The sequence below is a fragment of the Falsigemmobacter faecalis genome, from assembly GCF_003863335.1.
Classification (GTDB): domain Bacteria; phylum Pseudomonadota; class Alphaproteobacteria; order Rhodobacterales; family Rhodobacteraceae; genus Wagnerdoeblera; species Wagnerdoeblera faecalis.
This window is the reverse complement of record NZ_RRAZ01000003.1, coordinates 142,638-168,197: the sequence shown is the minus strand read 5'-3', so window position 1 is coordinate 168,197 and position 25,560 is coordinate 142,638. Positions and strand designations below refer to the sequence as shown.

Annotated in this window: 21 protein-coding genes; 12 read left to right on the top strand and 9 right to left on the bottom strand. The window is 64.1% G+C overall.

The genetic code is table 11. The features are described from left to right. Nucleotides 1–3: 3 nt before the first annotated feature. The 4 genes from clpS to EG244_RS02945 form a co-directional block, all read right to left on the bottom strand. Entirely contained in the window at nt 4–348 is a 345-nt protein-coding gene (gene clpS, locus EG244_RS02960; RefSeq protein ID WP_199737750.1) for an ATP-dependent Clp protease adapter ClpS, read from the bottom strand. Nucleotides 349–422: 74 nt separating this feature from the next. Continuing rightward, nucleotides 423–1,067: a GntR family transcriptional regulator gene (locus EG244_RS02955; protein ID WP_124963522.1), complete on the bottom strand. Its 645-nt coding sequence runs from the start codon at nt 1,065–1,067 to the stop codon at nt 423–425. Then, the gene (locus EG244_RS02950) at nt 1,064–2,458 is read right to left on the bottom strand and encodes an aspartate aminotransferase family protein (RefSeq protein ID WP_124963521.1); all 1,395 of its coding nucleotides are present in this window, start codon (nt 2,456–2,458) and stop codon (nt 1,064–1,066) included. The genes EG244_RS02955 and EG244_RS02950 overlap by 4 nt, the downstream gene beginning before the upstream one ends. Nucleotides 2,459–2,578: 120 nt before the next feature. Continuing rightward, entirely contained in the window at nt 2,579–2,926 is a 348-nt protein-coding gene (locus EG244_RS02945; protein WP_124963520.1) for a RidA family protein, read from the bottom strand. A gap of 256 nt (nt 2,927–3,182) precedes the next feature. Here EG244_RS02945 and EG244_RS02940 point away from each other — a divergent pair, with 256 nt between their 5' ends. Beyond that, nucleotides 3,183–4,811, top strand: coding sequence for a long-chain fatty acid--CoA ligase (locus tag EG244_RS02940; RefSeq protein WP_233588900.1), 1,629 nt, complete (start codon nt 3,183–3,185; stop codon nt 4,809–4,811). Between the two features lie 36 nt (nt 4,812–4,847). On the opposite strand, the gene EG244_RS02935 is transcribed toward EG244_RS02940, so the two are convergent. The 4 genes from EG244_RS02935 to EG244_RS02920 form a co-directional block, all read right to left on the bottom strand. Further along, complete coding sequence (locus tag EG244_RS02935) at nt 4,848–5,876, bottom strand: LLM class flavin-dependent oxidoreductase (protein WP_199737748.1); 1,029 nt, start codon at nt 5,874–5,876, stop codon at nt 4,848–4,850. Between the two features lie 203 nt (nt 5,877–6,079). Next, on the bottom strand, nt 6,080–6,415 hold the full coding sequence (locus EG244_RS02930) for an H-NS histone family protein (protein WP_124963518.1): 336 nt from the start codon (nt 6,413–6,415) through the stop codon (nt 6,080–6,082). 142 nt (nt 6,416–6,557) lie between these two features. Beyond that, nucleotides 6,558–7,112 carry an ActR/PrrA/RegA family redox response regulator transcription factor gene (locus EG244_RS02925; protein ID WP_124963517.1) on the bottom strand — a complete coding sequence of 185 codons (555 nt, stop codon included), beginning with the start codon at nt 7,110–7,112 and terminating at the stop codon, nt 6,558–6,560. A gap of 69 nt (nt 7,113–7,181) precedes the next feature. Further along, entirely contained in the window at nt 7,182–7,802 is a 621-nt protein-coding gene (locus EG244_RS02920) for an SCO family protein (protein ID WP_124963516.1), read from the bottom strand. Between the two features lie 109 nt (nt 7,803–7,911). Between EG244_RS02920 and regB the strand changes: the two genes are divergently transcribed. The 11 genes from regB (at nt 7,912) to EG244_RS02865 (ending at nt 23,593) form a co-directional block, all read left to right on the top strand. Further along, entirely contained in the window at nt 7,912–9,312 is a 1,401-nt protein-coding gene (regB, locus tag EG244_RS02915; protein ID WP_124963515.1) for a sensor histidine kinase RegB, read from the top strand. Nucleotides 9,313–9,377: 65 nt separating this feature from the next. Beyond that, complete coding sequence (locus EG244_RS02910; protein WP_124963514.1) at nt 9,378–10,943, top strand: nitrogen regulation protein NR(II); 1,566 nt, start codon at nt 9,378–9,380, stop codon at nt 10,941–10,943. Nucleotides 10,944–11,004: 61 nt separating this feature from the next. Continuing rightward, complete coding sequence (gene tsaE, locus EG244_RS02905) at nt 11,005–11,505, top strand: tRNA (adenosine(37)-N6)-threonylcarbamoyltransferase complex ATPase subunit type 1 TsaE (RefSeq protein WP_124963513.1); 501 nt, start codon at nt 11,005–11,007, stop codon at nt 11,503–11,505. Next, the gene (locus EG244_RS02900) at nt 11,502–12,512 is read left to right on the top strand and encodes an aminoglycoside phosphotransferase family protein (RefSeq protein ID WP_124963512.1); all 1,011 of its coding nucleotides are present in this window, start codon (nt 11,502–11,504) and stop codon (nt 12,510–12,512) included. The genes tsaE and EG244_RS02900 overlap by 4 nt, the downstream gene beginning before the upstream one ends. Next, nucleotides 12,488–13,168, top strand: a complete 681-nt coding sequence (locus EG244_RS02895; RefSeq protein WP_124963511.1) for a nucleotidyltransferase family protein — start codon at nt 12,488–12,490, stop codon at nt 13,166–13,168. The genes EG244_RS02900 and EG244_RS02895 overlap by 25 nt, the downstream gene beginning before the upstream one ends. After that, nucleotides 13,165–16,098, top strand: coding sequence for a PD-(D/E)XK nuclease family protein (locus tag EG244_RS02890; protein ID WP_124963510.1), 2,934 nt, complete (start codon nt 13,165–13,167; stop codon nt 16,096–16,098). Before EG244_RS02895 ends, EG244_RS02890 begins: the two co-directional genes overlap by 4 nt. Further along, entirely contained in the window at nt 16,095–19,433 is a 3,339-nt protein-coding gene (addA, locus tag EG244_RS02885) for a double-strand break repair helicase AddA (protein ID WP_124963509.1), read from the top strand. Before EG244_RS02890 ends, addA begins: the two co-directional genes overlap by 4 nt. Before the next feature lie 38 nt (nt 19,434–19,471). After that, a complete protein-coding gene (trxA, locus tag EG244_RS02880) occupies nt 19,472–19,792 on the top strand; it encodes a thioredoxin (RefSeq protein WP_124963508.1) in 321 nt (106 codons plus the stop codon). Nucleotides 19,793–19,864: 72 nt separating this feature from the next. Further along, a complete protein-coding gene (locus EG244_RS02875; protein ID WP_124963507.1) occupies nt 19,865–21,694 on the top strand; it encodes an ABC transporter ATP-binding protein in 1,830 nt (609 codons plus the stop codon). A gap of 74 nt (nt 21,695–21,768) precedes the next feature. Next, complete coding sequence (locus EG244_RS02870) at nt 21,769–22,992, top strand: class I SAM-dependent RNA methyltransferase (protein WP_124963506.1); 1,224 nt, start codon at nt 21,769–21,771, stop codon at nt 22,990–22,992. 97 nt (nt 22,993–23,089) lie between these two features. Next, entirely contained in the window at nt 23,090–23,593 is a 504-nt protein-coding gene (locus EG244_RS02865) for a L,D-transpeptidase family protein (protein WP_124963505.1), read from the top strand. A 131-nt stretch (nt 23,594–23,724) separates the two neighbouring features. Here the strand turns inward: EG244_RS02865 and EG244_RS02860 are convergent, their stop codons facing one another. After that, nucleotides 23,725–25,554 (bottom strand): AMP-dependent synthetase/ligase, encoded by a 1,830-nt coding sequence (locus EG244_RS02860; RefSeq protein WP_124963504.1) that lies wholly within the window; start codon nt 25,552–25,554, stop codon nt 23,725–23,727. Nucleotides 25,555–25,560: the final 6 nt, after the last annotated feature.

The following is a 25,560-nucleotide window of genomic DNA, read 5'->3' as shown; positions in this document are numbered from 1 at the left end:
GCCCTATTCCTTTTCCATCGTGCACTGAAGCGGATGCTGATGGCGGCGCGCGGCCTCCATCACCTGGGCGACCTTGGTCTCCGCCACTTCAAAGCTGTAAACCCCGACCACCGCGAGGCCCTTTTTGTGGACCGTCAGCATGATCTCAAAGGCCTCGGCATGGGTCATGCCGAAATAGCGCTCAAGAACATGCACCACGAATTCCATCGGGGTATAATCATCATTCAGCAGCATCACCTTATACATCGGCGGCCGCTGGGTTTTCGGTCTGGTCTTTGTGACGACGGATGCATCAGAACCACCATCCGGGTCATCCGGCGGGGTGCTCATGGTCCAGGTCTCAGTCATCACCAGTGCCTCATTCTCTCAGGATGTCATGATATATAGCCGAGAGGGGCGGTCTGCAAAAGGGGTGCGCCCCTTCACGGTAAAGCGGGAACCAGAGAGAGTGCTTCAAGGGCGTCCGATATATCCCCGGCGATGGCCGCGCGCAGGGCATCAGGGGTGCCACGCCGGATCGCGCCAAGCGCCTGCTGGTGGCGGTCTTCGCGCAGAAAGCCGGGCGCGCGGTCAAAGAGCCGCGACATATGCGGCCCGGTTTTCAGCCAGAGGCTCTCAACCAAAGGCACCAGGACAGAGCCGGGATCAGCGCGGTAAAGGCTGAAATGAAAACGGAAATTCAGCCGCATATAGCCCGCGCGGTCGCCCTGACGGATCGCGTCAGAGAGCGCCGCATCGACCCGGGCAAGCTCTGTCAGCAGGCCCGCGCTGATATGGGGCAGCGCCGCGACGGCCGCCTCAGGCTCCAGCAGCGCACGGGCGCGGATCAGGGCGGTCAGCTGCGCGGAAGTCAGATCCGGCACGCTGAGACGTCGCGTCGCAGAGGCCTCAAAGCCCCCTTCGGCGGTCACCTGGCGCAGCGCCTCGCGCACCGGCATGGTGCCAAGGCCGAGCTCTGCGGCAAGGGCCGCCACCGTCACCGCCTGACCTGGTGCAAGACGCCCCTCAAAGAGCGCCTCGCGCAGGCGTTTTCTGGCCAGATCATGCTGCGGTGTGACCGCGCTCATGCCGCCTGCCACAGCCCTTCCGCCTTCGCCTTTGCCATCGCCTCATCCAGCGAGGTCCAAGCCCGCGCGATCAGCAGATCAATCTCATCGGTGGTGATCACCAGCGGCGGGGCGATGATCATGCGATCCCCGACATGGCGCATGACGAGATTATTGGCAAAGCAGCGCTCACGCGTGAGGTAGCCGACCTTGCCCTCTCCGGCGGCAAAAGCCGCGCGGCGGGATTTATCCGGCGTCAGCGCGATGGAGCCCATGAGCCCGCAGAGCTTCGCCTCTCCCACCATGGGGTGATCGGTCAGCTGCGCCCATTTTACCGCAAGATAGGGGTTTGCGGTATTGCGGACATGCTCCACCACCCGCTCCTCCTCCAGGATCCGCAGGTTCTCCAGCGCGAGGGCCGCGGCCAGGGGATGGCCCGAATAGGTATAGCCGTGGTTAAACTCATCCCCCGCGATCACATCGGCCACTTCATCGCAGATGATCGAGCCGCCAATCGGCGCATAGCCCGACGAGAGCCCCTTGGCGACGGTCATGATATGAGGGCGGATCCCCATGGCCTCACTGCCAAACCACTGCCCGGTGCGGCCAAAGCCGGTGATGACCTCATCCGCGATCAAAAGGATGCCGTAATCGTCACAGATGCGCTGGATTTCCGGCCAATAGCTGGCGGGAGGGATGATCACACCGCCCGCGCCCTGCACCGGCTCTCCGATAAAGGCCGCAACGCGCCCGGGGCCGATCTCTTTGATCTTCGCTTCAAGGGCGCGGGCGCGCATCAGGCCGAAGTCTTCGGGCGACATCTCCCCGCCTTCCGACCACCAGTCGGGCTGGCCGATGTGGTGAATATCCGGGATCGGCATGCCGCCCTGCGCATGAATGGGCTTCATGCCGCCCAGACTGCCGCTGCCCATGGAAGAGCCGTGATAGCCGTTCCAGCGCGACAGGATCACCCGCCGCTCGGGCTGGCCTTTGCGCGCCCAATACTGCCGCACCAGACGGATATTGGTGTCATTGGCCTCTGAGCCGGAGCCTGCGAAAAACACATGGTTCAGATCCCCCGGCGCCAGTTCGGCCATTTTCGCAGCCAAAGCGATGGCCGGCACATGGGTGGTCTGAAAGAAGGTGTTGTAATAGCTGAGTTCGCGCACCTGGGCGGCGGCCACTTCGGCCATTTCTTCGCGGCCATAGCCGATGTTCACGCACCAAAGGCCCGCCATGGCATCAAGGATCTCATGGCCTTCGCTGTCGGTCAGAAAGATGCCCTTCGCGCGGGTAATGACGCGCGCGCCCTTTTCGGCAAGCTGCGCGCCGGCGGTGAAGGGATGCATGTGATGCGCGGCGTCAAGCGCCTGCAGCTCAGCGGTGGGCAGATGATTGGTGATGCGCGACATGATGAAAACTCCTGCTGCGCCCAAGCCTGGGGGGGCCGCGACGCTCTGGCAAGAATTTTGATCAAAATTTTCCGTGAGCCCCGGCCGCGCCACCTGAAGGGGGCACGGCCGGGTGCAAAATCATTTCGCCGGGACAGCCGCGGTGATGATGATCTCAACTTTGTATTTATCCGCAGCGAGCTTCGCTTCGCCGGTGGCGCGCGCCGGGGTATGGCCCTGCGGCACCCACTCATCCCAGGCCGAGTTCATCTCAGCGAAATCAGCCATATCGGCCAGCCAGATGATCGCCTGAAGGATGTTCTCTTTCGAGGTTCCGACTTCGGCCAGCAGCGCGTCAATCTGGCGAAGAACGTCGCGGGTCTGCTCGGCGACGGTGACGCCTTCGCCGATTTGACCGGCCAGCCAGACGGTGCCGTTATAGATGACGGCCTCTGACATACGCGGGCCGATGTTGATGCGCTGGATCATGGGATATCCTCGGGTCCTGAACTCAGGCGGGCCCGGACGGGCCGCCGGCGGAAACGTCCGCAGGCTGAGCTATAGAAAAGCGCGGCAGAGGCCGCCAGTCTTTCGCGGCCAGACGCCCGGAATTTAAGCAAAGCAGGGAAAATTATGGACATTCGGGGGGCGGTTCGTGCACCATCCCCCCCGGCCGGGAGGGCTCCGGAACGGAGCGGCTTTGCGTGAAGACCGCCGCAGACAGCGGTGGAAGGGGAGAGAGACGATGAAGACCGAAGGCCTGGCCGCACCGATGTGCGGGCTGATGATGCACCGTGAACTGTCGATCCCGGCGATCCTCGATTATGCCGCCGAGGTGACGCCCGGGCTCAGGATCACCTCTGCCCGGGTTGAGGGGGATCTGCACAGCTACACCATCCGTGAGGCCCGTGTCCGGATCCGCCGTCTCGCCTCGGCGCTGCAGGCCCAGGGCTTTGGTCCGGGCGACCGCATCGCGACGCTGGCCTGGAACGGCTATCGCCATTTTGAGCTTTATTACGCCATCGCGGGGATCGGGGCTGTCTGCCACACCATCAACCCGCGGCTCTTTCCCGAACAGATCTCCTGGATCATGAACCACGCCAAAGACCAGGCGCTGTTTTTTGACACCACTTTCAATGATCTGGTGGCGAGCCTGCATCCGCAGATGCCCGCGGGGATCAAACTCTACAGCCTCAGCGACACCCCCGTGATGCCTGGCGCCACCGCCTTTGAGACGCTGATCGCGGGTGCAGAGGAACTCTCCGCCTGGACCGAAGTGCCCGAGGCGACGGCGGTTGCCATGTGCTATACCTCCGGCACCACCGGCGACCCCAAGGCCGCGCTTTACTCGCACCGCTCCACGATACTGCATGCCATGTCCACGGCGCTGGCCGCGCCCGACAGCTTCGGCCAGGGCCGCCGCGTCATGCCGGTAGTGCCGCTTTTTCACGTCAATGCCTGGGGCCTGCCCTATACCGCGCCGCTGACCGGGACGGATATCGTGTTTCCGGGGCCGAAACTGGACGGAGCTTCGGTCTTTTCGCTGATGGAGGAGACCGGGGTGACCGCCTCCTGGGGGGTGCCGACCGTCTGGGCCGGACTGCTGGAGGAGATGCGCAAAGCGGGGCGTAAACCCGCAGGGCTGGAGGTTCTCTATATCGGCGGCTCGGCCCTGGCTCCGGCGATGATCGGCAGTTTTGACGCCTTCAATGTGCGGGCGCTGCATGCCTGGGGCATGACCGAGATGAGCCCGATCGGCACCATCACCCGCCCGACCCCCTCTCAGGATCCCGCAGAGCGGATCGCCGAAGCCACCCCCCAGGGCAAGCGCACCTTTGGCGTCGAGATCCGCATTGTCGATGAAGAGGGCCAGATCCTGCCCCATGACGATCAGGCCACCGGAGAGCTTCTGGTGCGCGGTCATGGCGTGATTTCCGCCTATTATGACGCCCCCGCAGCCTCTGCCAAAGCGTTTGACGCCGAGGGCTGGTTTCGCACCGGCGATGTGGCGCGGATCAGCCCCGAGGGGCAGCTGACCATCGTCGACCGCACCAAAGATCTGATCAAATCGGGCGGCGAATGGATCTCTTCGATCGATCTGGAGAATGCCGCGATCGCCTGTGCGGGCGTCGCCATGGCCGCCGCCGTCGCCGTGCCGCACCCCAGATGGGATGAGCGCCCGCTGCTGGCGGTGATCCGCGCGCCGGGCTCTGAGGTGACGCCCGAGGCGATTTTGGAAGTGATGGCCGCGCGGATGCCGAAATGGCAATTGCCCGATGATGTGGTCTTTGTGGAAAGCATTCCCCTGACCGCGACCGGAAAGATCTCGAAAAAGGATCTGCGGGTGCAGTTGAAGGATTACTACCAGAGCTGACGAAAAAGGCCGCCGGTTGATCCGGCGGCCTTGTCCTTATGCGGCGATCAATTCACGCACGCGGGGAATGACCTGCGTGCCATAAAGCTCAATCGAGCGCATCATCGCCTCATGCGACAGCGTGCCCTGCGAATATTTCATCTCAAAGCGCGACAGCCCAAGCGCCTTCACCGTGCCCGCGATCTTCTTTGCCACCGTCTCGGGCGAGCCGACATACATCGAGCCGCTGGCCACTTCGGCCAGGAATTCACGCTTCGAAGGCGGCCCCCAGCCACGCTCCCGCCCAAGGCGGCCGCGCAGCGTTTCATAACCGGCCCAGGCCTGCTCCACCGCCTCTTCGTCGGTGGGTGCGATATGGCCGGGGCTGTGAACCCCGATCGGCTGCACTTTCTGATCCATCTGACCGGCCGCATTGCGGTAAAGATCGGCAAACGGCTGAAAACGCCGCGGGTCGCCCCCGATGATCGCCAGCATCAGCGGGATATCATGCCGCACCGCACGCACCACAGATTCCGGGCTGCCGCCCACACCGACCCAGACTTTCAGCCCCTTTTCCGAAAGGGGCGGATAGACGGTGGTGTTTTTCAGCGGACTGCGGGTTTCACCCTTCCAGTTGACTTTCTTTTCCCGCACGAGGCGCATGAAAAGGTCCAGCTTCTCCTCAAAGAGTTTCTCGTAATCCTGCAGCTCATAACCGAAGAGCGGATAACTTTCCGTAAACGAGCCCCGGCCCAGGATCACCTCAGCCCGGCCATTCGAGATGGCATCGAGCGTGGAGAACCGCTGGAAAAGACGGACAGGATCATCGGTCGACAGAACGGTGACCGCCGTGCCCAGCCGAATGCGTGAGGTCTGGCCCGCAATTGCGCCGAGGATCACTTCCGGGGAGGAAATCGCGAAATCATCGCGGTGGTGTTCCCCGAGGCCAATATAATCAATGCCAACCTGATCGGCGAGCACCGCTTCAGCCACGACATTGCGCAAAACTTCGGGCTGCGACAAAATGCGCCCATCCGGACCGCGGGTAACATCCCCGAAAGTATCGAGCGCAAATTCCACTGACATTGCAATCTCCCTGTTCTGATCTCCGCTGATATGGGGTCGGGATGTCCGATTGACATCTCCGCAAACGCACAGTCCCTTTTCTAAAAATGCACAGAGCCCTGGAGATAATGGTGAGCAGCTATGATTATCTTTTAAATTTCAACCGTTCGATAAAATAAAAAGGGCCGGATAACCGGCCCCTTCTGATATCTCAGATTATAAAATCAGGCTTCCGGAACTGCCATTTCATCCGGAGTCTGGCCCATAGCCAGAGCTTCGGTAAACCACTTCGGCTTGCGGCCGCGCCCGGTCCAGGTTTCAGCCGGATTAAGCGGATTGGCGAATTTCGCCGCGCCACCGCCCGTGCGGGCACGGGTTGCGCGCTGCGGCTGACCCGACAGCAGTTCATTCAGGCTGAAACCAAGCTGGCGGGCTTTATCTTCCAGCTCAGCGAGGGCTTCTTTTTTGCGGCGGTCTTCATAAGTCACCACTGCGCGGTTCACACGAACCTGCAGATCTTTCAGTTCGCGCAAAGACAGTGTGTTCAGATCAAGTTCCATACGACCCCCCGGTAAATCCGGTTACTTAAAAATTATGCTGTCGTTTAAAACGACATGACTGACGGGCATATGGGATATTTAATTAGAAATCCAGCCCGATCTCCCATCAGGCTGAATTACGCACAGAAGTATTTATGGTTCCTTACTTCGGGCTTCTTTTTGCAAGAATTCTTTGAAGAGTACGGCGGTGCATATTCAACCTGCGGGCTGTTTCAGAAACATTGCGGTCGCATTGTTCGTAAACCCGCTGAATATGCTCCCAGCGGACGCGGTCGGCGGACATCGGATTTTCCGGCGGCGGCGGCAGGGCATCGGGATTTGCGAGAAGCGCATTCATCACGTCATTCGCATCGGCCGGCTTTGACAGATAATCAATGGCGCCGATTTTGACCGCAGCAACGGCGGTGGCAATTGCGCCATAGCCGGTCAGCACCACGATGCGGCAATCCGGGCGCTGCTCACGCAGAGCCTCAACCACATCCAGACCATTGCCGTCTTCAAGGCGCAGGTCGACGACCGCATAGGCGGGCGCGCGGCTCAGCGCGATGGCCTTTCCGGCCGCCACGCTTTCGGCAGTTTCGGGCAGGAAGCCGCGCTTTTCCATGGCGCGGGCCAGGCGTTTTACAAATGCTTCATCATCATCAACAAGAAGCAGTGAACGGTCTTCGCCAAGATCGGCAGGATCGAAATCGGACATCAGTCCCTCCGTTTACATCACACCCCGAAATACATCACACAGGCCGGCTCAGGGGCAGCCGGCACTTACTCAGGAATTTTCCAGAAAGCAGGCGACCTGAGTCGCCATCTGGTCCGCAGGAATTTCGCGGCGGAAGAAGTCAAGGAAACCCTTCTCCGGGTCCATGAGATAGGTAAATGTCATATGGCCGACCAGATAATAGTCGTCCTTTTTTTCTTCCGCCTGATAGACCACGCGGTAAGCCTTCGCCGCAGCAGCGATCTGCTCGGGAGAGCCGGTCAGGCCGATCATCTTCGGATGAATATGTTCCGCATAATCGGCCAGCACCTCAGGCGTGTCACGGCCCGGGTCCACGGTTACGAAGACCGGGGTCACATCATGGCCCATCTCATCCAGGATATCGATCACCTCCGCATTGCGCACCGTGTCGACCGGACAGACATCCGGGCAGAAGGTGTAACCGAAATAGACCAGCGACGGTTTCGTCAGCACATCTTTTTCCGTGACACTGGTCCCGGTCTGATCAATCAGCGTGAACGGCCCGCCGATCGCACCTGAGCCACCGGCCACGACGGAACTGCGGCAGGGCGCAAAAGGATCCGCGCTGTTGCGCGCGGAAACATACCAAGCCGTTCCGCCGAGCAGCGCGGCCACAGCACCCACCGCAACTGCGGCATAGACCCTGGTCATGAAGATCAATCTCCGTATATACTCGACCCTGCGCCCGGGCAGGAAAGTCGGCCTTTTACGCCCCGGACCCGGGACAGACAACAACTCCAGAAGCGACCGGGGTCTTTTCATGTCAATGCCACACGTCCAGCCGGACGCAGAATTCCTCAGCGGGGACAGCACCTGGGTACGGATGCGGACCGTTATCCTGGTGCGCTGGACGGCCGTTGCGGGCCAGATCGGGGCGATCCTCACGGTGACGCTCTGGCTCGATCTGGCGCTGCCGCTGTTTGCCTGTGCGGTGACCATCGGGGCGCTGGTGCTGTCGAACCTGCTGACCTCGACGCTGCTGCCGGTCAGCTACCGGCTCAGCACAAAAGAGCTGCGCTCGCTTTTGCTGTTTGATCTGGTGCAGCTGGCGGTTCTTCTGGCGCTGACGGGGGGCACGACCAATCCCTTTGCGCTGCTGATGGTGGCCCCGGTGGCCATTGCCGCGACCGGCTTAAGGCGCGGATCTGCAACGACAATCTGTATCGCCACCTTGATCGCTGCCGTCTGCGCCTCGGTCTTCAGCCTGCCGCTGATGTATAGCAGCGGAGAGGTCATCACCATTCCGCCGCTGCTCAGCTACGGCTACCTCCTCGGCATTTTGATCACGACGATTTTTATCTCTGTTTACACCCACCGCGTGTCTGCTGAGATCCGCAATATGGCCAGCGCCCTGATGGCAACCCAAATGGCGCTCTCCCGAGAGCAGAAACTAACCGATCTGGGCGGTGTCGTCGCGGCTTACGCTCATGAGCTTGGCACGCCGCTGGCCACCATCAAACTGGTCAGCGCCGAGCTGATTGATGAGCTGTCCGATCACGAAAATCTGAACACCCTGCGCGAGGATGCAGAGCTGATCCGCGACCAGGCCGACCGCTGCCGCGACATTCTGCACTCCATGGGGCGGGCTGGCAAAGATGATCTGCACCTGCGCCAGGCCCCGCTCGACAGCCTTTTGCATGAGGCGGCAGAGCCCCATATGGACCGCGGGCGTCAGCTGATTTTCGATCTGCGCCCCGCCGATGGCAGCGATGGAAAGCAACCCGTCATCCGCCGGGCCGCTGAGGTGATTCACGGGCTGCGCAATCTTATTCAGAACGCGGTGGATTTCTCGGCCTCAACGGTCTGGATCGACGGTCACTGGACCGATGAGCATCTGATCGTGCGGGTGATTGATGATGGCCCGGGCTATCCTGTGCATCTGCTGGGCCGCATCGGCGATCCCTTCCTGCGCGCGCGTCCCGATGAGGTGAAGCCGCGTCCGGGCTATGACGGGATGGGCCTCGGCCTCTTCATCGCCAAGACCCTGCTTGAGCGCTCCGGTGCGACGATCACCTTCCGCAATGGCGGCGATCCCTTTCTTGATCAGCATGAGCGCCCCGAGCGTTCGGGCGCGATTGTTGAGCTGGTCTGGTCTCTTGCGGCAATCTCAGGCACCAAAAGCGGTGGCCTTGGCGAGAACCGAAACAATCCTGGGGTGTAAGGTGTGAGTTAATCTCAACTTAATCATTCAGCGCCATCCTGAGCGTTCAGACTTCAGGATGGCCCATGATTGCTGAGTATTTACCCTATCTCGGTCTGGCGGGATTTCTCCTGTCGATGCTCGTTCTGGGCTGCGCGGGGTTATACGCCCTGCCCCGCCGCCCCCGCACCCCGCCCCATAACGCGGAAGGGGGCGGGATGACGCTCCTCTTTGATGGTGACCGGATACTCGACGCCACGGCGGCGGGCCGTGCGTTTCTTGCAGCGCTGCCACCCGGGGGGCCGGGGGACTGGCACCGTTTTTTTGCCTGGGCCAAAAGCAGTTACGGGGATGAGGCATCCCCGCTGCAGGATCTGAAATCCGCAGGCGTTGTGCAGATCGGCCCCGCCGCCGACAGCGGCCTGGTGCTGCGCGGCGAATGGCGCAGCGGATTGCAGCATCTCACGCTTGTGTCTCCTGAGGCGGCGCAGTGCCAGCACGCTGATGCCGCCGCCGCCCGGCTGCGCGACAGCGAACTGGCGCGGCTGCGCGCCATCATCGAGGCCCTGCCCCTCCCGCTTTGGTCCGAAGATCCGCGCGAAGGGATCGTGACCAGCGTCAATTCCGCCTATGATTCCCTCCTGCCCGAGCATATCCGCGAGCGGCCTGCAGCGCGGCGCGGCTGGCCGCCGCCCCCGGTCATTCCCCCGGGCAGCAAAGACGGTGCCCTGCTGACGGTGGGCAGTGGCACGGGCGCACGCCGATGGCGGCTGCGCCGCCTTGCTGTGCCAGGGCCCCCGGTGCGCCTCGCTCTGCCTGCCGAGGAAAGCCCTGAGGGTGAAGATGCGATGAACGCCTTTGTGCGGACCCTCGCGCTGACCTTCGCGGGCCTGCCTATCGGCCTTGCGGTCTTCGCACCCTCCGGGGAGTTGCGGCTGTTCAACCCCGCGCTGGCAGATCTGACCACGCTTCCGGTGGAATTTCTGGCCGCACGGCCCCGGCTTTCGGTGCTGCTCGATGAGTTGCGCCATCGCAATATGCTGCCCGAGCCGCGCGACTATCCGGCATGGCGCGCGCGCATCGCGTCAATCGGCAGCGAAGAGGCGCTCGGCTATGAAGAAATCTGGCCGCTGCCGGACGGGCAGACCTTTCAGGTCGCCGGTCACAGCCCGGCACCCGGGGCCATCACCCTGCTGATCCACGACATCAGCCATGAGGTCAGCCGCTCGCGCCGCCTGCGCACGGATCTCGCGCTTGGTCAGTCGGTTCTGGACGCCATGGAAGAGGCCGTAATCGTCTTTTCCGCCTCAGGGGATGTGCTTTTGTCGAACAGCGCCTATGACCGTCTCTGGCATCAGAACATTTCTGAAAGCCTGACGCTGCACCGCATCGGCACCATCTGCGCCGCCTGGCGCGCGCAGTCCACCCCGGACCCCCTCTGGCCCGAGGTGGAGCGCTGGTTGCAAAGGCCCGAACGCCGTGACCCCCTTGACGGCATGATCCGGCGCAAAGATGGCCGCGCCCTGCGGCTGCATCTGAAGCATCTGCCGGGCGATGCGGTGCTCGTTACCTTCCGCAGCCCGCCCACGGCCCCAACTTCCAACGCCGCCCCCACCCGCAGGCCGCGCAGCCGCGCCAGTCCGGCGGGCTGACCGGCGCGCGTCCCGCGGCAAGCGGCTTCCCCGCCGGGGCCTTTGGCGTTAGAACACTGCCATGACCTTAACGCCCGCTTCCCTCACCCTCCTGCTGCCGGATGCGGCCGCGACCACCCGCCTCGGCGCGGCCCTGTCCGAAGTGATCGGCCCCGGCGATGTTCTGCTGCTTGACGGGCCGATCGGCTCGGGAAAAACCCATCTGTCGCGCGCGCTGATCCATGCAGCTCTGGCACGGGAAGGACGCTTTGAAGATGTGCCCTCTCCGACTTTCACCCTGGTGCAGGTTTATGAGACCGCCGCCTTTGAGATCTGGCACGCCGATCTATATCGCCTCGGCCACCCGCAGGAAGTGATCGAACTCGGGCTTGATGAGGCCATGCAACAGGCGGTCTGCCTGATTGAATGGCCCGACCGTCTGGGCGATCTGACCCCGCCACAGGCCCTGCATCTCACCTGGGCCGCCGAGGGAGAGGGACGCCGCCTCACCCTGACCGGTCCTGCCGGGCGGCTCGCCGCCCTTCAAAACCTTCCCGAGATCCGGACCTGCCTGCAGCCATGACCCCCCGCGCCGAGCTTTCCCGCAGCTTCCTGCAATCGAACGGCCTTGGCCATTGGCAGCGCCGCTTTCTGGCCGGGGATGCCTCTCCGCGCAGCTATGACCGGCTGAACCATCAGGGCAAAACCCTTGTGTTGATGGATGCCCCGCCCGAGCGTGGCGAGGATGTCCGCCCTTTCGTCAAAATGGCGCGCCACCTGCGCGACTTAGGCCTTTCCGCACCGGAAGTGCTTGCCGCTGATGAGGAAAACGGATTTCTCGTCCTCGAAGACCTGGGCGATGATCTCTACGCCCGCGTCCTCGATCAGTGCGCGGATCCTGCTCCGCTATACCGCACGGCTCTGACGGCGCTGCATATCCTGCAAAAGGCCCCCGCTCCGGAGGGGCTGCCCGATCACAGCCCGGAGTTTATGGCCTCTGCGGCGGGGCTGGCGGTCAGCTGGTATGCCCGGGCGGTCACCGGCGCGCCGCAGGATCCCGCGCCCCTGTCAAAAGCCATGGCCCGCGCCATGGCGGCGCATTGCACCGCCGCGCCGGTGCTGGTGCTACGGGATTGCCATGCCGAAAATCTGCTCTGGCTGCCCGACCGGCAGGGCGCTGCGCGCGCGGGGCTGCTGGATTTCCAGATGGGCTCGCTTGGCCAGCCCGAATATGACGTGGTCTCGCTGTTGCAGGATGCGCGGCGCGATGTGGATCCGGCCTTCGCCGATGCGATGATCGCTGAATTTGCCGCTCTGCGCGGTGCTGATCCCGACCGGACCGCCCTTGCCTGCGCCGTTCTTGGCGCACAGCGTAACCTGCGGATTTTGGGTGGTTTTACCCGGCTTTCGCTGCATTTCGGCAAGCCCGGATATGTGCGATTGATCCCCCGCGTCTGGGGCCATCTGCAACGCTGCCTCGCGCGGCCTGAGCTGGCAGACCTGCGCGACATCGCGGCCAGCCTGCCCCCTCCTGATGCCTCTGCCCTGAAAAGGATCGAAGACCTGTGCGGAACCTGCCCCGATCCCTGATGCTCTTTGCCGCCGGTTTCGGCACCCGCATGGCTGCGCTGACCGCGCATCAGCCCAAGCCGCTGATCAAAGTGGCGGGCCGTGCGCTGATTGATCATGCGCTTAACCTGACCGATGAGGCCGGAATCGCGCAGGTGGTGGTGAATATCCACTACCGCGGCGATCAGCTGCGCGAACACCTGGCCGGGCGCGGCATTGCGATCAGCGATGAAACCGACCGTATTCTGGAGACCGGGGGCGGGCTGCGCAAAGCCCTGCCGCTGCTGGGCGAGGGGCCGGTTTACACGCTGAACTCTGATGCGGTCTGGACCGGGGCGAACCCGCTGCGCGAGCTTGGCGCGGCCTGGGAGGGCGGAGAGATGCGGGCGCTGCTGCTGCTGGGGCGCGCCGGGCAGATCCGGGGTCGCCGGGGCGCGGGAGACTTCTCGCTTGATGAGGCGGGGCGCATTTCGCGCGGCGGCGATCTGACCTATCTCGGGGCGCAGATCCTTTGCCCTGAGGGGCTTCACGACATTCCTGAGGATGTCTTTTCGCTCAACCGTTTGTGGGATGTGCAGATCGCCGAAGGCACCGCCTTTGGCGTGATCCACGAGGGGCTCTGGTGCGATGTGGGCCATCCTGAGGGCATTCAGATCGCGGAAGAGATGATCGCATGAACCCGGCAAGCGAGATCCGCGGCGTGCCTCCGGGCCTTGATTTCGCAGAAGAACTGGTGCGCGGCCTGCGGGAACGGATGGCCGGACAACCGCCTGAGGCTATGGCGCGGGTCACGCTTTGGGTGAACTCTTCGGGGATGCGCAGCCGGGTCAGGGCGCAGTTCACGCCGCCCGCGATCCTGCCGAAGATCCGCCTTGTCACCGATCTCGCTGAGGCGATCCCCCTGCCTGGCCTGCCGCCGACCGAGCCGCCTTTGCGGCGCCGTCTGCAGCTGACGCAGCTGATCTCAAAGCTTCTCGACGCTGAGCCGGATCTGGCACCGCGCGCCTCGCTTTATGCGCTGGCCGACAGCCTTGCGGGGCTGATGGATGAGATGGCGGGCGAGGGCGTGGAACCTGAAGCGCTGGCCGCGATTGATGTCTCCGACCATTCGCTGCACTGGGCGCGGACGCAGCGGTTTCTCAGCATCATCGCGCCTTTCTTCGGCCCCGATGCCAGCCCCCAGACCGAGACGCGCCGTCATATGGTGGCGACCAGACTGGCCGACTTCTGGGCAAAAAATCCGCCGCCCGGGCCGCAGATCATCGCAGGCACCACCGGCTCGCGCGGGGCGACGGCGCTGCTGATCAAGGCAGTTTTATCCTTTCCGGGCAATGTGCTGGTCATGCCGGGGCATGATTTTGACATGCCCCATGCGCTTTGGGACAGCCTTGGCGATGCGCTGACGGCGGAGGATCATCCGCAATACCGCACCCGCAGGCTGATGGAGATGCTGGAGGTCACCCCCGATCAGATCCGGCCCTGGACCGAAACCCCGCCCCCCGCGCCTGAGCGCAATCAACTGGTCTCGCTGGCGCTGCGCCCCGCGCCGGTCACCGACCAATGGCTGGAGGAGGGCAAAGATCTGCCCGATCTGCGTCTGGCCGCCGCGCAGATGACGCTGATTGAGGCCTCCTCGCCACGGGCTGAGGCGCTGTCCGTCGCGCTGATCCTGCGCGAAGCGGCCGAGCAGGGGCGCTCGGCCACTCTGGTCAGCCAGGATCGCGATCTGGCGCGGCAGGTCTCGGCGGTGCTCGACCGCTGGGGCATTGTGCCCGATGACAGCTCGGGCCGCCCCTTAGCGCTTTCGGCACCGGGGCGGCTGTTGCGGATGACCTCGGGGCTCTTCGGGCGGCAGATGACCGGGGATCAGCTTCTGGGGCTGTTAAAGCACCCGCTGGTCGCCAGCACCGAGGCCCGCGGGCCGCATATGATGCTGACCCGCACGCTGGAATTGCATCTGCGCCGCAAGGGTCCGGCCCATCCCGATGCCGCTTTCCTGCGCAAATGGGCATCCGTGCAGAACGCGCCCGACTGGGGGCTCTGGCTGGGCGCAGCCTTTGACGGCATTGAAGAGGCGGGCGATGTCAGCCTGACCGAACATCTCGCCCGCCACCGCCGCCTGACGGAAACCCTGGCCAGGGGGCATCTGGCCGAGGGCACGGGTCGGCTTTGGGAAGGCGCTGCGGGAGAGGGGGCCGAGGCCGCCCTCGCCTCGCTGGAGCGCGAGGCGGCGCATGGTGGCATCCTGTCGCCCGGCGATTACACGGCGCTTTTTGACGGGGTGATCGCGGCGCAGCAGGTGCGCGAGACCATTCTCGCCCATCCGCTGATCCGCATCAAAGGCTCGCGCGAGGCGCGGGAACTGCCCTCGGATCTGCTGATCCTCGGCGCGCTGAACGACGGCTCCTGGCCGCGGCTGCCGCCGCCTGATCCCTGGCTCAACCGCTATATGCGCGTGGCTGCAGGCCTTTTGCTGCCAGAGCGGCGGATCGGCCTGTCGGCGCATGACTTTCAGCAGGCCGTGGCCGGGGCAGAGGTCATCATCACCCGCGCCGCCCGCGGGGCGGAGGCTGAGACCGTCCCCTCGCGCTGGCTGAACCGGCTGGTGAACCTGATGCAGGGCCTGCCCGACAAACACGGGCCCGAGGCTCTGGCTGAGATGCGCGCGAAAGGCCAGGTCTGGCTGGAGATGGCCCGCGCGCTGGAGCGCCCGGAGGCCGAGGTGCCCCGCGCCCGCCGCCCCGCCCCGGTGCCACCGCTGGCCGCCCGCCCCACCACCCTGCCGGTGACCGGGATTGAGACGCTGATCCGTGACCCCTATGCGATCTATGCCCGCGAGATCCTGCGGCTCAGAAAGCTCGATCCGCTGCGGGCCGAACCTGACGTGCGCCTGCGCGGGACAGTGCTGCATAAGGTCATGGAAGTCTTTGCAAAACGCGGCGGTCACCGTGCTGAGGCGGGCGGCTGGCAGACCCTGATGTCCGCCGCCGATGAGGTGCTGGAGGCCGAAGTCCCCTGGCCCGCCGCCCGCGCCCTCTGGCGCAGCCGCATTGCCCGCATCGCGGATTGGTTTCTGGCCTTTGAAGAAGCCCAGGCCGGAGAGCCTGTGATGCTGGAAAAAGGTGGCGCGCTGCTGGTGCCGGGCACGACCTTCACCCTGACCGCGCGACCCGACCGGATTGACCGGCTGGAAGACGGGCGGGTGCATATCTACGACTATAAGACCGGCGCGCCACCTTCGGAAAAACAGCAGCAGTATTTCAACCAGCAGCTTCTGTTGCAGGCCATGATGGCCGAGGATGGCGGCTTTCCGCGCCTTGGCCCCAGCGAGGTGGCGGCGGCGACCTATGTGGGGCTTGGCAGCGCGCCGAAAGCCTCTCCCGTGGCAGTCGACAGCGAAAACCTGGCCCGCGCCCGCGAGGGCCTGAAGAAGCTGATTGAGAGCTATAGTGACCCCGCGCTTGGCTATTCGGCCCGCCGCGCCATGCATAAACATGCCTTTGGCTCGGACTATGATCAGCTCTCGCGCTTTGGCGAATGGGATATGACCGAAGAGCCCGAGCGGCTGGCCGTCGATCATCTGCCCCGCCCCGAGGAGACGCCATGAGCAACCCGGCATCTGAGCGTCAGCGCCTGGCGGCTGACCCCGGTCAGTCCACCTGGCTCTCTGCCAACGCAGGCTCGGGCAAGACCAAGGTGCTGACCGACCGCGTGGCGCGGCTGCTGCTTTCAGGCACCGAGCCGCAGCGGATTTTATGTCTGACCTATACCAAGGCGGCCGCCGCCGAGATGCAGAACCGCCTGTTCCGGCGCCTCGGCGAATGGGCCATGCTGGAGGAGGAGCGGCTGATCACCGCGCTGCTGGATCTGGGGCTGACGGAAGCGCCGGGGCCTGAGACCATCCGCGCGGCGCGGCGGCTTTTTGCCCGCGCGATTGAGACGCCGGGCGGGCTGAAAATTCAGACCATCCACAGCTTTTGTGCCTCGCTGCTGCGCCGCTTTCCGCTGGAGGCGCGGGTCTCGCCCTCTTTCGTGGAGATGGACGACCGCTCGGCAGAGCTTCTGCGCGCCGAGATCATCGAAGAGATGGCCGAACACCGCGCCCCCCATGTCATCGCGCGGCTGGCAAGTCTTTATACCGGCGAGGATTTTCTCTCTCTCGCCGCCGATGTGGCGGGCAAACGCGCGCGCTATGCTGCCGTCAACCGCGCCGATCTGCCGGGGCTTCTGGATGCGGTGCCGGGTGACAGCCCCGATCAGCTTCTGGGCTTTGTCTTTACCGGGGATGAGGCGCAATGGGCCTCAAAACTGGGGGAAGCGCTTGGCAAAGGCTCTGCCAATGACGTGAAGGCGGCGGCGAAATGGGCGGCAGTGAATTTCCGCGATCCAAGGCTGAAAGATCTGCAGCTTCTCGAAGGCATGCTGCTGACCGGCGCTTCCGCAAAAGAGCCCTTCAGGGCCAAGCTCGGCAGCTTCCCGACCAAGGCCACCCGCGCAGGCCTCGGCGATCTGGCGGAGGAACTCGACGCGCTGATGGAGCGGGTGGAAGAGGCCCGCGCGCGGCGGATCGCTTTGGCCGCACTGGAAAAAGCTGAGGCGCTTTATGCGTTCGCCGATCACTTCCTGCCCGAATATGAGCGGCGCAAGCAGCTGCGCGGCTGGCTTGATTTCGACGATCTGATCCTGCGCGCGCGGGATCTTTTGTCGGAAAGCTCGGTGGCGCAATGGGTACTTTACCGCCTCGATGGCGGCATCGATCACATCCTGGTCGATGAGGCTCAGGACACCGGGCCGGATCAGTGGCGGGTGATTGAGCTGCTGGCGCAGGAATTTACCGCAGGCCAGGGCGCGCGGGACAATCCGCGCACAATCTTTGTGGTCGGCGACAAAAAGCAGTCGATCTATTCCTTCCAGGGCGCGGATCTGGCGAAGTTTGACGCCATGCAGGAACATTTCTCTGAGCGCCTTCAGGCGCTTGGCACGGGGCTGCGCTCGCTGCCGCTGGAATATTCCTTCCGCTCGTCTCCGGCGGTTCTGAAGGCCGTGGATACCACCTGCGCGCCCTTTGGCTCGATGGGCCCGGTCTCGCATATTGCCTTTCACCAGGCTCTGCCGGGGCGGGTGGATCACTGGCCCGTCATCACCGCCGAAGAGGATCCTGAGCCCGGCGACTGGTTTGACCCGGTGGATCTGCCAGGCGCGCGCGCGCCCCAGGTGGTGCTGGCCGAAACCATCGCAAGCCATATCAAAGAGTTGATCGACGCGGGCACGCAGCTTCCCACCCATAAAGGGTCGCGGCCGATGCGGGCGGGGGATGTGCTGATCCTGGTGCAGCGGCGCAATATGCTGTTTCATGAGGTGATCCGCGCCTGCAAAGCCGCGGGCCTGCCGATTGCCGGGGCGGACCGGCTGAAGCTTGGGGCGGAAATCGCGGTGCGCGATCTGGCGGCGCTGCTGTCGTTTCTCGCCACCCAGGAGGATGATCTGTCGCTGGCCACGGCGCTGCGCTCGCCGCTCTTTGGCTGGTCTGAGGCGCAGGTCTATGATCTGGCGCAGGGCCGCAAAGGCTGGCTTTGGGAGGCGCTTCGCCACCGCAAAGACCATGCGGCGACGCTGGAGGTGCTGAATGATCTGCGCAGCCAGTCCGATTATCTGCGCCCCTTCGAGTTGATCGACCGCATCCTGACGCGCCATGACGGGCGGCGCAAACTCATCGCGCGGCTGGGGGCTGAGGCAGAGGACGGGATCGACCAGTTCCTCGGCCAGGCGCTGTCATATGAGCGGATGGAAGTGCCGGGGCTGACCGGATTTCTGACCTGGCTTGAGACCGATGATGTCGAAGTGAAACGCCAGGCCGATGCGGCGGGCGACCGCATCCGGGTGATGACGGTGCATGGCTCCAAGGGGCTGGAGGCGCCGGTGGTGATCCTGCCCGACACCGGTGACCGCAAGCCCGCAGGCGGTGGGGAGACCATTCTCATTGAGGGGGAGGTGCCGGTCTGGCGCACGCCCGACAGCACCTCTCCCGCCGCGATCCTGGCGGCGAAAGAAGATCTTGCCCGCGCCTGGGCTGAGGAAAATCAACGGCTTCTCTATGTCGCCATGACCCGGGCGGAGACCTGGCTGATCGTCGCCGCCGCAGGCAAGGCCGAAAAGCCCGACAGCTGGTATAATGCCATCGCCGAAGGGCTGCGGGTCGCGGGCGCGACGCCTTTTGAGACGCCCGTCGGCCCCGGTCTGCGGCTGGAAAGCGGCGCCTGGCCCGCCAATGGCACGCCGGAGAAAGCCCGCGCGGAGGCGCTGGTGGCCCTGCCCGACTGGGCTCGCCGCCCGCCGCCTGTGCCGCCAGCGAGGCCGCTGCCGATCCGCCCCTCAGATCTGGGCGGTGCCAAGGCGCTTGGCGGGGAAGGCGGCCTTGCCGAAGAGCTGGCGATGAACCGCGGCACCGCGCTGCATCTGCTGCTGGAGCGGCTGCCCGAGCATCCGCAAAGCGACTGGCCCTCGATCGCCGCCAGCCTTCCGGGCGTCGATGAGGATCTGCTGGCAGAGGCGCGGCAGGTGCTGACCGATCCCGCACTTGCGCATATCTTCGCGCCGGAGACGCTGGCCGAGGTGGCGATCCATGCCGATCTGGGCGGTCGGGTGCTGCAGGGTGCGATTGACCGGCTGATCGTGGCGGAAGATCACATCCTGGCGGTGGATTTCAAATCCAACGCCACCGTGCCGCAAAGCCCCGAACAGGTGCCCGAAGGCATTTTGCGCCAAATGGGGGCCTATGCCCATGCCCTGGCACAGATCTGGCCCGGGCGTCGGATTGAGACGGCGATCCTTTGGACGGCTTTGGGGGAACTTATGCCGCTGCCTGCGGGTTTGACCACTGCCGCGCTCAGCCGCTCCGGCTCACTTCCTGCCCTCCTTGACGCTGAGGAGGGGCGAACCTAGGTTCAGCCCAACGCAATACTCCATGCAAGGAGAAGTCCATGGCCACCGTTCCCGTCACCGATGCGACCTTCGAGGCCGAAGTTGTCAACGCAGACGTCCCCGTTGTCGTCGATTTCTGGGCTGAATGGTGCGGCCCCTGCCGTCAGATCGGCCCGGCGCTCGAAGAGCTTTCGGCCGAATATGAAGGCAAGGTGAAGATCGTGAAGATCAACGTCGACCAGGATCAGGCCGCTGCGGCCCAGCTGGGCGTGCGTGGCATTCCGGCGCTTTTCCTGTTTAAAGACGGCAAGGTCGTTTCCAATAAAGTCGGCGCCGCCCCGAAAGCTGCGCTGCAGGCCTGGATCAGCGAGGCGCTCTGATCCCAGGCTGAGCTTCGTCCGGGCGAGCCCCGCCCGGACACCCCATCGCGCCGCGATTTCAAGACGGATGCGATGTTTAAATTTTTTGAGACCCTTGTTGATCCCTGGCAGTCTTATGAGCCCCAGGATGCCCCGCCGCGCCGCCTCTGGCCCTGGCTGAAAGATTATATCCGGCCCTTCCGCGGTGTGTTTCTGGTCACGGCGGTGCTGTCAGTGCTGATCGCTTCGGGCGATATTGCGCTGATCTGGTATGTCGGGCGGCTGGTCGATCTGATGGCCGCAGGCGCCCCCGCTGAGGTGATCGCCACCCACTGGCCCGAGTTTCTGGCCGTCACCCTGATTATTGCGCTGCTGCGGCCGGTGATTTCCGGCGCGGGCACGGCGCTTTTGCACAATACCATTCTGCCGAACTTTGGCACCATGATCCGCTGGCGCGCGCATCGCCATGTGCTGCGCCAGCCGGTCGGCTGGTTTGAAAGCGATTTCGCCGGCCGCATTGCCAACCGCATCATGCAGGCCCCGCCCGCCGCCGGGGACGCGGTCTTTCAAACCTTTGATGCCATGTCCTTTGGCCTGGTGACCGTGATCGGCGCGGCGATCCTTCTGGCCGATGCCGACCCGCGCCTGGTGCTGCCGCTGCTGGTCTGGCTTGCGCTTTATGCAGCCCTCGTGCGCTGGACCATCCGCCGCGCCGGACCCGCCGCCAAAGCCAGCGCCGATGCGCGTTCGGCGGTGACCGGCCATGTGGTGGATGCCTATTCCAATATCACCTCGCTGAAGCTTTTCGCCCATCACGACCGCGAAGAGGCCACCGCGAAGTCAATGATCCAGCACGCCCGCCTGAAGTTTCAGGAAGAGATGCGGATCATCGTGCGGATGGATGTCACGCTGACGGTGCTGAACGGCCTGCTGATCGTCTCGGTCATCGGCTGGGCGGGGCTGTTGTGGTATCAGGGTCAGGCCTCCGTGGGCGCGGTGGCAGCGGCTTCGGCCCTGGTGCTGCGGCTGAACAACCTGACCTATTGGCTGATGTGGGCGACCACCGGCCTTGTCCAGGCGCTTGGCACCGTACAGGAGGGCATGGAGACCATCACCCAGCCGCTTTCGGTGCTGGATAAGCCCGATGCAAAGCCCCTCGACTGGCAGGGCGGCCGCGTGCGCTTTGAGAGGGTCAGCCACAGCTATGGCCGCGGCGAAGGCGGCATCCGCGATACCTCCTTTGAGATCGCGCCGGGCGAAAAGGTGGGTCTGATCGGCCGCTCGGGGGCGGGCAAAACCACCCTCGTCAAACTGCTGCTGCGCTTTCATGAGGCCGAATCCGGCCGCATTCTGATCGACGGGCAGGACATCTCACAGATCACCCAGGCCAGCCTGCGCAAGCGCATCGGCATGGTGCAGCAGGACAGCAGCCTTTTGCACCGCCCGGTGCGCGACAATATCCTCTATGGCCGCCCCGAGGCTACCGAAGCTGAGATGATCGCCGCCGCAAAGCTGGCCGAGGCGCATGACTTCATCACCACGCTCTCGGACCCCGAGGGCCGCATGGGCTATGACGCCCATGTCGGTGAGCGCGGGGTGAAACTCTCAGGCGGCCAGCGCCAGCGCATTGCCCTTGCGCGGGTGATCCTGAAAAACGCCCCGCTTCTGGTGCTCGATGAAGCGACCTCCGCCCTCGACAGCGAGTCGGAAGCCGCGATCCAGGAGGCGCTTTACCGCGTGATGGAGGGCAAGACCGTGATCGCCATCGCCCACCGCCTCTCGACCATCGCCGCCATGGACCGCATTCTGGTCCTCGATGAGGGCCGCATCATTGAGGAAGGCAGCCACCAGGACCTGCTTGCGCGGGGCGGCATCTATGCCAGCCTCTGGGCGCGGCAGTCCGGCGGCTTTCTGAAGACCTGACGCCGCTCTGGTCATTCGCGCTCTTTTGCCATAAACCGCAGCCTTCCCGCCAGCAGCCGCCCCTGAGGTAAGCCATGAAACTGACCATTGAACGCCTTGGCCACCACGGTGACGGCATCGCACGCGGCCCCGAAGGCCCGGTTTTCGTCCCCGCCATGCTGCCCGGCGAAGAGGTAGAGGGCGAGCTGAAGGGCGACCGCCTTGAGGGCGCAAAGATCGTCACCCCTTCGGTGCACCGCCGCAAAGCGCCCTGCCCGCATTACCGCGCCTGCGGTGGCTGCGCGCTGCAACACGCCCATGATGATTTCGTGGCCGGGTGGAAAGCGGGCGTGGTCCTCCACGCGCTGAACGCCCAGGGGCTGACGGCCGAGGTCACGGCGATCCATACCTCGCCCGCCAACAGCCGCCGCCGCGCCACGCTCTCGGCACGCCGCACCAAAGCGGGGGTGACGCTGGGCTTTCACATGCGCGGCTCGGACCAGGTCATCGCGGTGCCCGAATGCCTGCTGCTCGACGCAGAGGTGAAACGTCACTTCCCGACCCTTGAGGAAATCACCAAACTCGGTGCCTCCCGCAAGGGCGAGCTGTCGATCACCATCACCGCCTCGGTCTCAGGCCCCGATCTGGCGGTCACCGGCGGCAAGCCGCTCGATGCCATGCTCCTGCAGGATCTTGGCCAGCTTTGTGAGCGCTCGGGCATCGCCCGCATCACCTGGGACGGCGAGGCCGCCGCCACCCGCGCCCAGCCGCTGGTCCCCGCAGGCCCGGGCCAGATCCACCTTGCCCCCGGCGCCTTCCTCCAGGCCACCGCCGAGGGAGAGGCCGCGCTCGTCAATGCCGTCACCGCCGCCACCAAAGGTGCCAAACGCGTGGCCGATCTCTTCGCGGGCTGCGGCACCTTCACCCTGCCGCTGGCCCTGCAGTCCGAAGTCCACGGCATTGAGGGCGCAGCCCCGCTCACCCGCGCGCTCGACCAAAGCGCCCGGATGGCCAAAGGCACCCATAAGATCACCTCCGAGACCCGCGATCTTTTCCGCAACCCGCTGATCCCGGATGAGCTGCGCCGCTACGACGCCGTGGTCATCGACCCGCCGCGCGCCGGTGCCGAAGCGCAGATCGGCGAGCTCGCGCGCTCCAACGTGCCGGTCATCGCCATGGTCTCCTGCAACCCGGTCACCTTTGCGCGCGATGCAAAGGCGCTGACCGCTGCGGGCTATGTCATGTCGGATCTGCAGATCGTCGATCAGTTCCGCTGGGCCACCCATGTGGAGATGGTCGCCACCTTCCGCCGCGGCTGAGCCTGATCACAATCCATCCCCCCACGCAGATTTTTATTGCCTTCTTTGCCGGATCATCGCATCCGGCAAAGAAGCAATTAAAAACCCGCGGGCAGTGATGCGCTTTTTTCAGTTCTTTCTCGTCATCGTGATGGCGGTGGGCCTTGCTGCCTGCAGCTCGTCAAAATTCAAAACCTATAACGGCCCTGAGGTCACCCGGATTGAGGTGCATAAGTCCGCGCGGCAGATGTATCTGCTGCACCATGGCCGCATCCTGAAAACCTATGATATCGGCCTTGGCTTTGCGCCGGCCGGCCACAAACAGTTCGAAGGCGATGGCCGCACCCCCGAGGGGCTCTACTACATCGACCGCCTCAACCCGAACTCGCGCTTCCACCTTTCGGTCGGCATGTCCTACCCAAATCCGGCCGATCGTGACTTTGCCCGTGCGCATGGCAAAAGCCCCGGCGGTGACATCTTTATCCACGGCGAGAACGGCCTGAAAAACAACCGCGGCCGTGGCCGCGACTGGACGGATGGCTGCATCGCGGTCACCGACAAAGAAATGGAAGAGATCTATTCCATGCTGCGGGTGGGAACCCCCATCGCGGTCTTCCCATAACAAAGGGCCGGCATCGCGCCGGCCCTTTTCAATTCCACCGCCCCGAAACGGCGCGGGCCCATGACTTTGGCTTTTTCCAAATACTCCCGCCGGAGGCGCAGCTTGAAGCCCGCACCCCCGGCCCGATCATATCAGGCCGCCGCCCCGCCGCGTCCCGCGCCATAAAGCGCCTCAATCTCACCAGCATATTTCGCATAGATCGCGGCCCGCCGCACCTTCATGGTGGCCGTCACCTCACCATCATCATGGTCCAGCTCTTTGCCGAGCAGTGAGAACTTCCGCACCTGCGCCACCTGAGCCAGGGTCGCATTGCCCGCCGCCACTTCGCGCCCGATCAGATCGCGCACCCGCGGCTCCTCCGCCAGCGAGCGGAAGGTGGTATAAGCCAGGCCCTGCTCTTCGGCCCATTTCCCCACGGTCTCCGCATCGATCTGAATCAGCGCCGAGACAAACCTGCGCTGCTCACCCACCACGATGCATTCTTTGATAAAGGGCGAGGCCTTCATCGTATTCTCAATCTCCGAGGGCGAGAGGTTCTTCCCGCCTGCGGTGATCATAATATCCTTCAGACGATCAATAATGCGAAACTGCCCGCCGCGCATCTCCGCCACATCCCCGGTATGCAGCCAGCCGTCAACGATGGTCGAGGCCGTGGCCTCCGGGTTGCGCCAATAGCCCGAAAACACCACGTCCGAGCGGATCAGCAATTCACCACTCTCCGCGATCTTCAACTCGGCATTCGGGATCCCGACGCCAACCGAGCCCGGCTCAAGATGCGAAAGCTTCTGCGCCAGAACCATCCCCGTGGTCTCGGTCGCGCCGTAAATCTCAATCAGCGGCACGCCGATGGTGCGGAAATACTGCACGATCTTCGGCGAAATCGGTGCCGCGCCGGTATAGGCCAGCCGCGCACGGCGCAAACCGATGAAGTTCTGCAAAGCGCGAAACACCGTCCAGTAATAGAACTGAAAGGTCAGCTTCTGGCCAAGGCTGCGATCCGCGGGGGCCGTGGTGGCAAAGGGCTCACAGGCCGCCACACCGCGGTCATGCAGCCTGCGCCTGAGCCCGCCCGCCTCCATCAGCCCGATGTGAATGGCGCTGTGCAGCTTCTCCCAGATCCTGGGCACACCCAGGAAGGTGGTGGGCGCCACCTCGCGCAGATCCTCCTGCACGGTGCGCAGGCTCTCGCCAAAATCAATGCGCGAGCCGCAGTAAATCGGCCCCATGGTGGTCAGCATCTGCTCGGCCACATGGCAAAGCGGCAGATAACTCAGATGGCTGTCTGACGGCGTCAGCTCCAGCATGTCACGCACCGCAAAGGCTTCGGCGCGCAGGTTACGGTAGCTCAGCATCGCGCCCTTGGGCTTGCCGGTTGAGCCGGAGGTATAGATCATCAGCCCGATGTCATTGAGGCTCTGACGCGCCAGCACCTCCGCCACCAGACCAGGGCTGCGGCGGCGGTCCGCCCGGCCCATCGCTTCCAGTTCCTCAAACGAGAGCACCAGATCCGGGTCATAGGCCCGCATCCCCTTGGCCTCGATCACCAGAATGCGCTTCAGATGCGGCAGATTTGCGCGTTCTTCCAGAACCTTATCGACCTGCTCCTGATCCTCACAAAGGATCACCTCTGCCTCGGCGTGGTTCAGAACATAGGCCACTTCATTGGCGGGCGAGGTCGCATAGACCCCCACGGTCACCGCCCCCGACAGCCCCGTACCAAGCTGCGCGAGCACCCATTCGATGCGGTTTTCCGACAGGATCGCCAGATGGCCGCCCGGACCAAGCCCCGTCAGACGCAGGCCATGCGCCACATCGGAGGCACGCTCAAAATAGCCCGCCCAGGTCGTCGGGTTCCAGATCCCGAAGTCCTTCTGACGGATCGCCACCCGCGCGCCGATGCTGCGGGCATTTTCCGCCAGCATCTGCGGCAGGGTGAGGTCGGGCAGATCATTGGCTTTCATGGCAGA

Excerpts from the sequence above, each read along its gene's own strand:
- clpS (WP_199737750.1), bottom strand. The coding sequence starts at position 348 with ATGACTGAGACCTGGACCATGAGCACCCCGCCGGATGACCCGGATGGT.
- EG244_RS02955 (WP_124963522.1), bottom strand. The coding sequence starts at position 1,067 with ATGAGCGCGGTCACACCGCAGCATGATCTGGCCAGAAAACGCCTGCGC.
- EG244_RS02950 (WP_124963521.1), bottom strand. The coding sequence starts at position 2,458 with ATGTCGCGCATCACCAATCATCTGCCCACCGCTGAGCTGCAGGCGCTT.
- EG244_RS02945 (WP_124963520.1), bottom strand. The coding sequence starts at position 2,926 with ATGATCCAGCGCATCAACATCGGCCCGCGTATGTCAGAGGCCGTCATC.
- EG244_RS02940 (WP_233588900.1), top strand. The coding sequence starts at position 3,183 with ATGAAGACCGAAGGCCTGGCCGCACCGATGTGCGGGCTGATGATGCAC.
- EG244_RS02935 (WP_199737748.1), bottom strand. The coding sequence starts at position 5,876 with ATGTCAGTGGAATTTGCGCTCGATACTTTCGGGGATGTTACCCGCGGT.
- EG244_RS02930 (WP_124963518.1), bottom strand. The coding sequence starts at position 6,415 with ATGGAACTTGATCTGAACACACTGTCTTTGCGCGAACTGAAAGATCTG.
- EG244_RS02925 (WP_124963517.1), bottom strand. The coding sequence starts at position 7,112 with ATGTCCGATTTCGATCCTGCCGATCTTGGCGAAGACCGTTCACTGCTT.
- EG244_RS02920 (WP_124963516.1), bottom strand. The coding sequence starts at position 7,802 with ATGACCAGGGTCTATGCCGCAGTTGCGGTGGGTGCTGTGGCCGCGCTG.
- regB (WP_124963515.1), top strand. The coding sequence starts at position 7,912 with ATGTCAATGCCACACGTCCAGCCGGACGCAGAATTCCTCAGCGGGGAC.
- EG244_RS02910 (WP_124963514.1), top strand. The coding sequence starts at position 9,378 with ATGATTGCTGAGTATTTACCCTATCTCGGTCTGGCGGGATTTCTCCTG.
- tsaE (WP_124963513.1), top strand. The coding sequence starts at position 11,005 with ATGACCTTAACGCCCGCTTCCCTCACCCTCCTGCTGCCGGATGCGGCC.
- EG244_RS02900 (WP_124963512.1), top strand. The coding sequence starts at position 11,502 with ATGACCCCCCGCGCCGAGCTTTCCCGCAGCTTCCTGCAATCGAACGGC.
- EG244_RS02890 (WP_124963510.1), top strand. The coding sequence starts at position 13,165 with ATGAACCCGGCAAGCGAGATCCGCGGCGTGCCTCCGGGCCTTGATTTC.
- addA (WP_124963509.1), top strand. The coding sequence starts at position 16,095 with ATGAGCAACCCGGCATCTGAGCGTCAGCGCCTGGCGGCTGACCCCGGT.
- trxA (WP_124963508.1), top strand. The coding sequence starts at position 19,472 with ATGGCCACCGTTCCCGTCACCGATGCGACCTTCGAGGCCGAAGTTGTC.
- EG244_RS02875 (WP_124963507.1), top strand. The coding sequence starts at position 19,865 with ATGTTTAAATTTTTTGAGACCCTTGTTGATCCCTGGCAGTCTTATGAG.
- EG244_RS02870 (WP_124963506.1), top strand. The coding sequence starts at position 21,769 with ATGAAACTGACCATTGAACGCCTTGGCCACCACGGTGACGGCATCGCA.
- EG244_RS02865 (WP_124963505.1), top strand. The coding sequence starts at position 23,090 with ATGCGCTTTTTTCAGTTCTTTCTCGTCATCGTGATGGCGGTGGGCCTT.
- EG244_RS02860 (WP_124963504.1), bottom strand. The coding sequence starts at position 25,554 with ATGAAAGCCAATGATCTGCCCGACCTCACCCTGCCGCAGATGCTGGCG.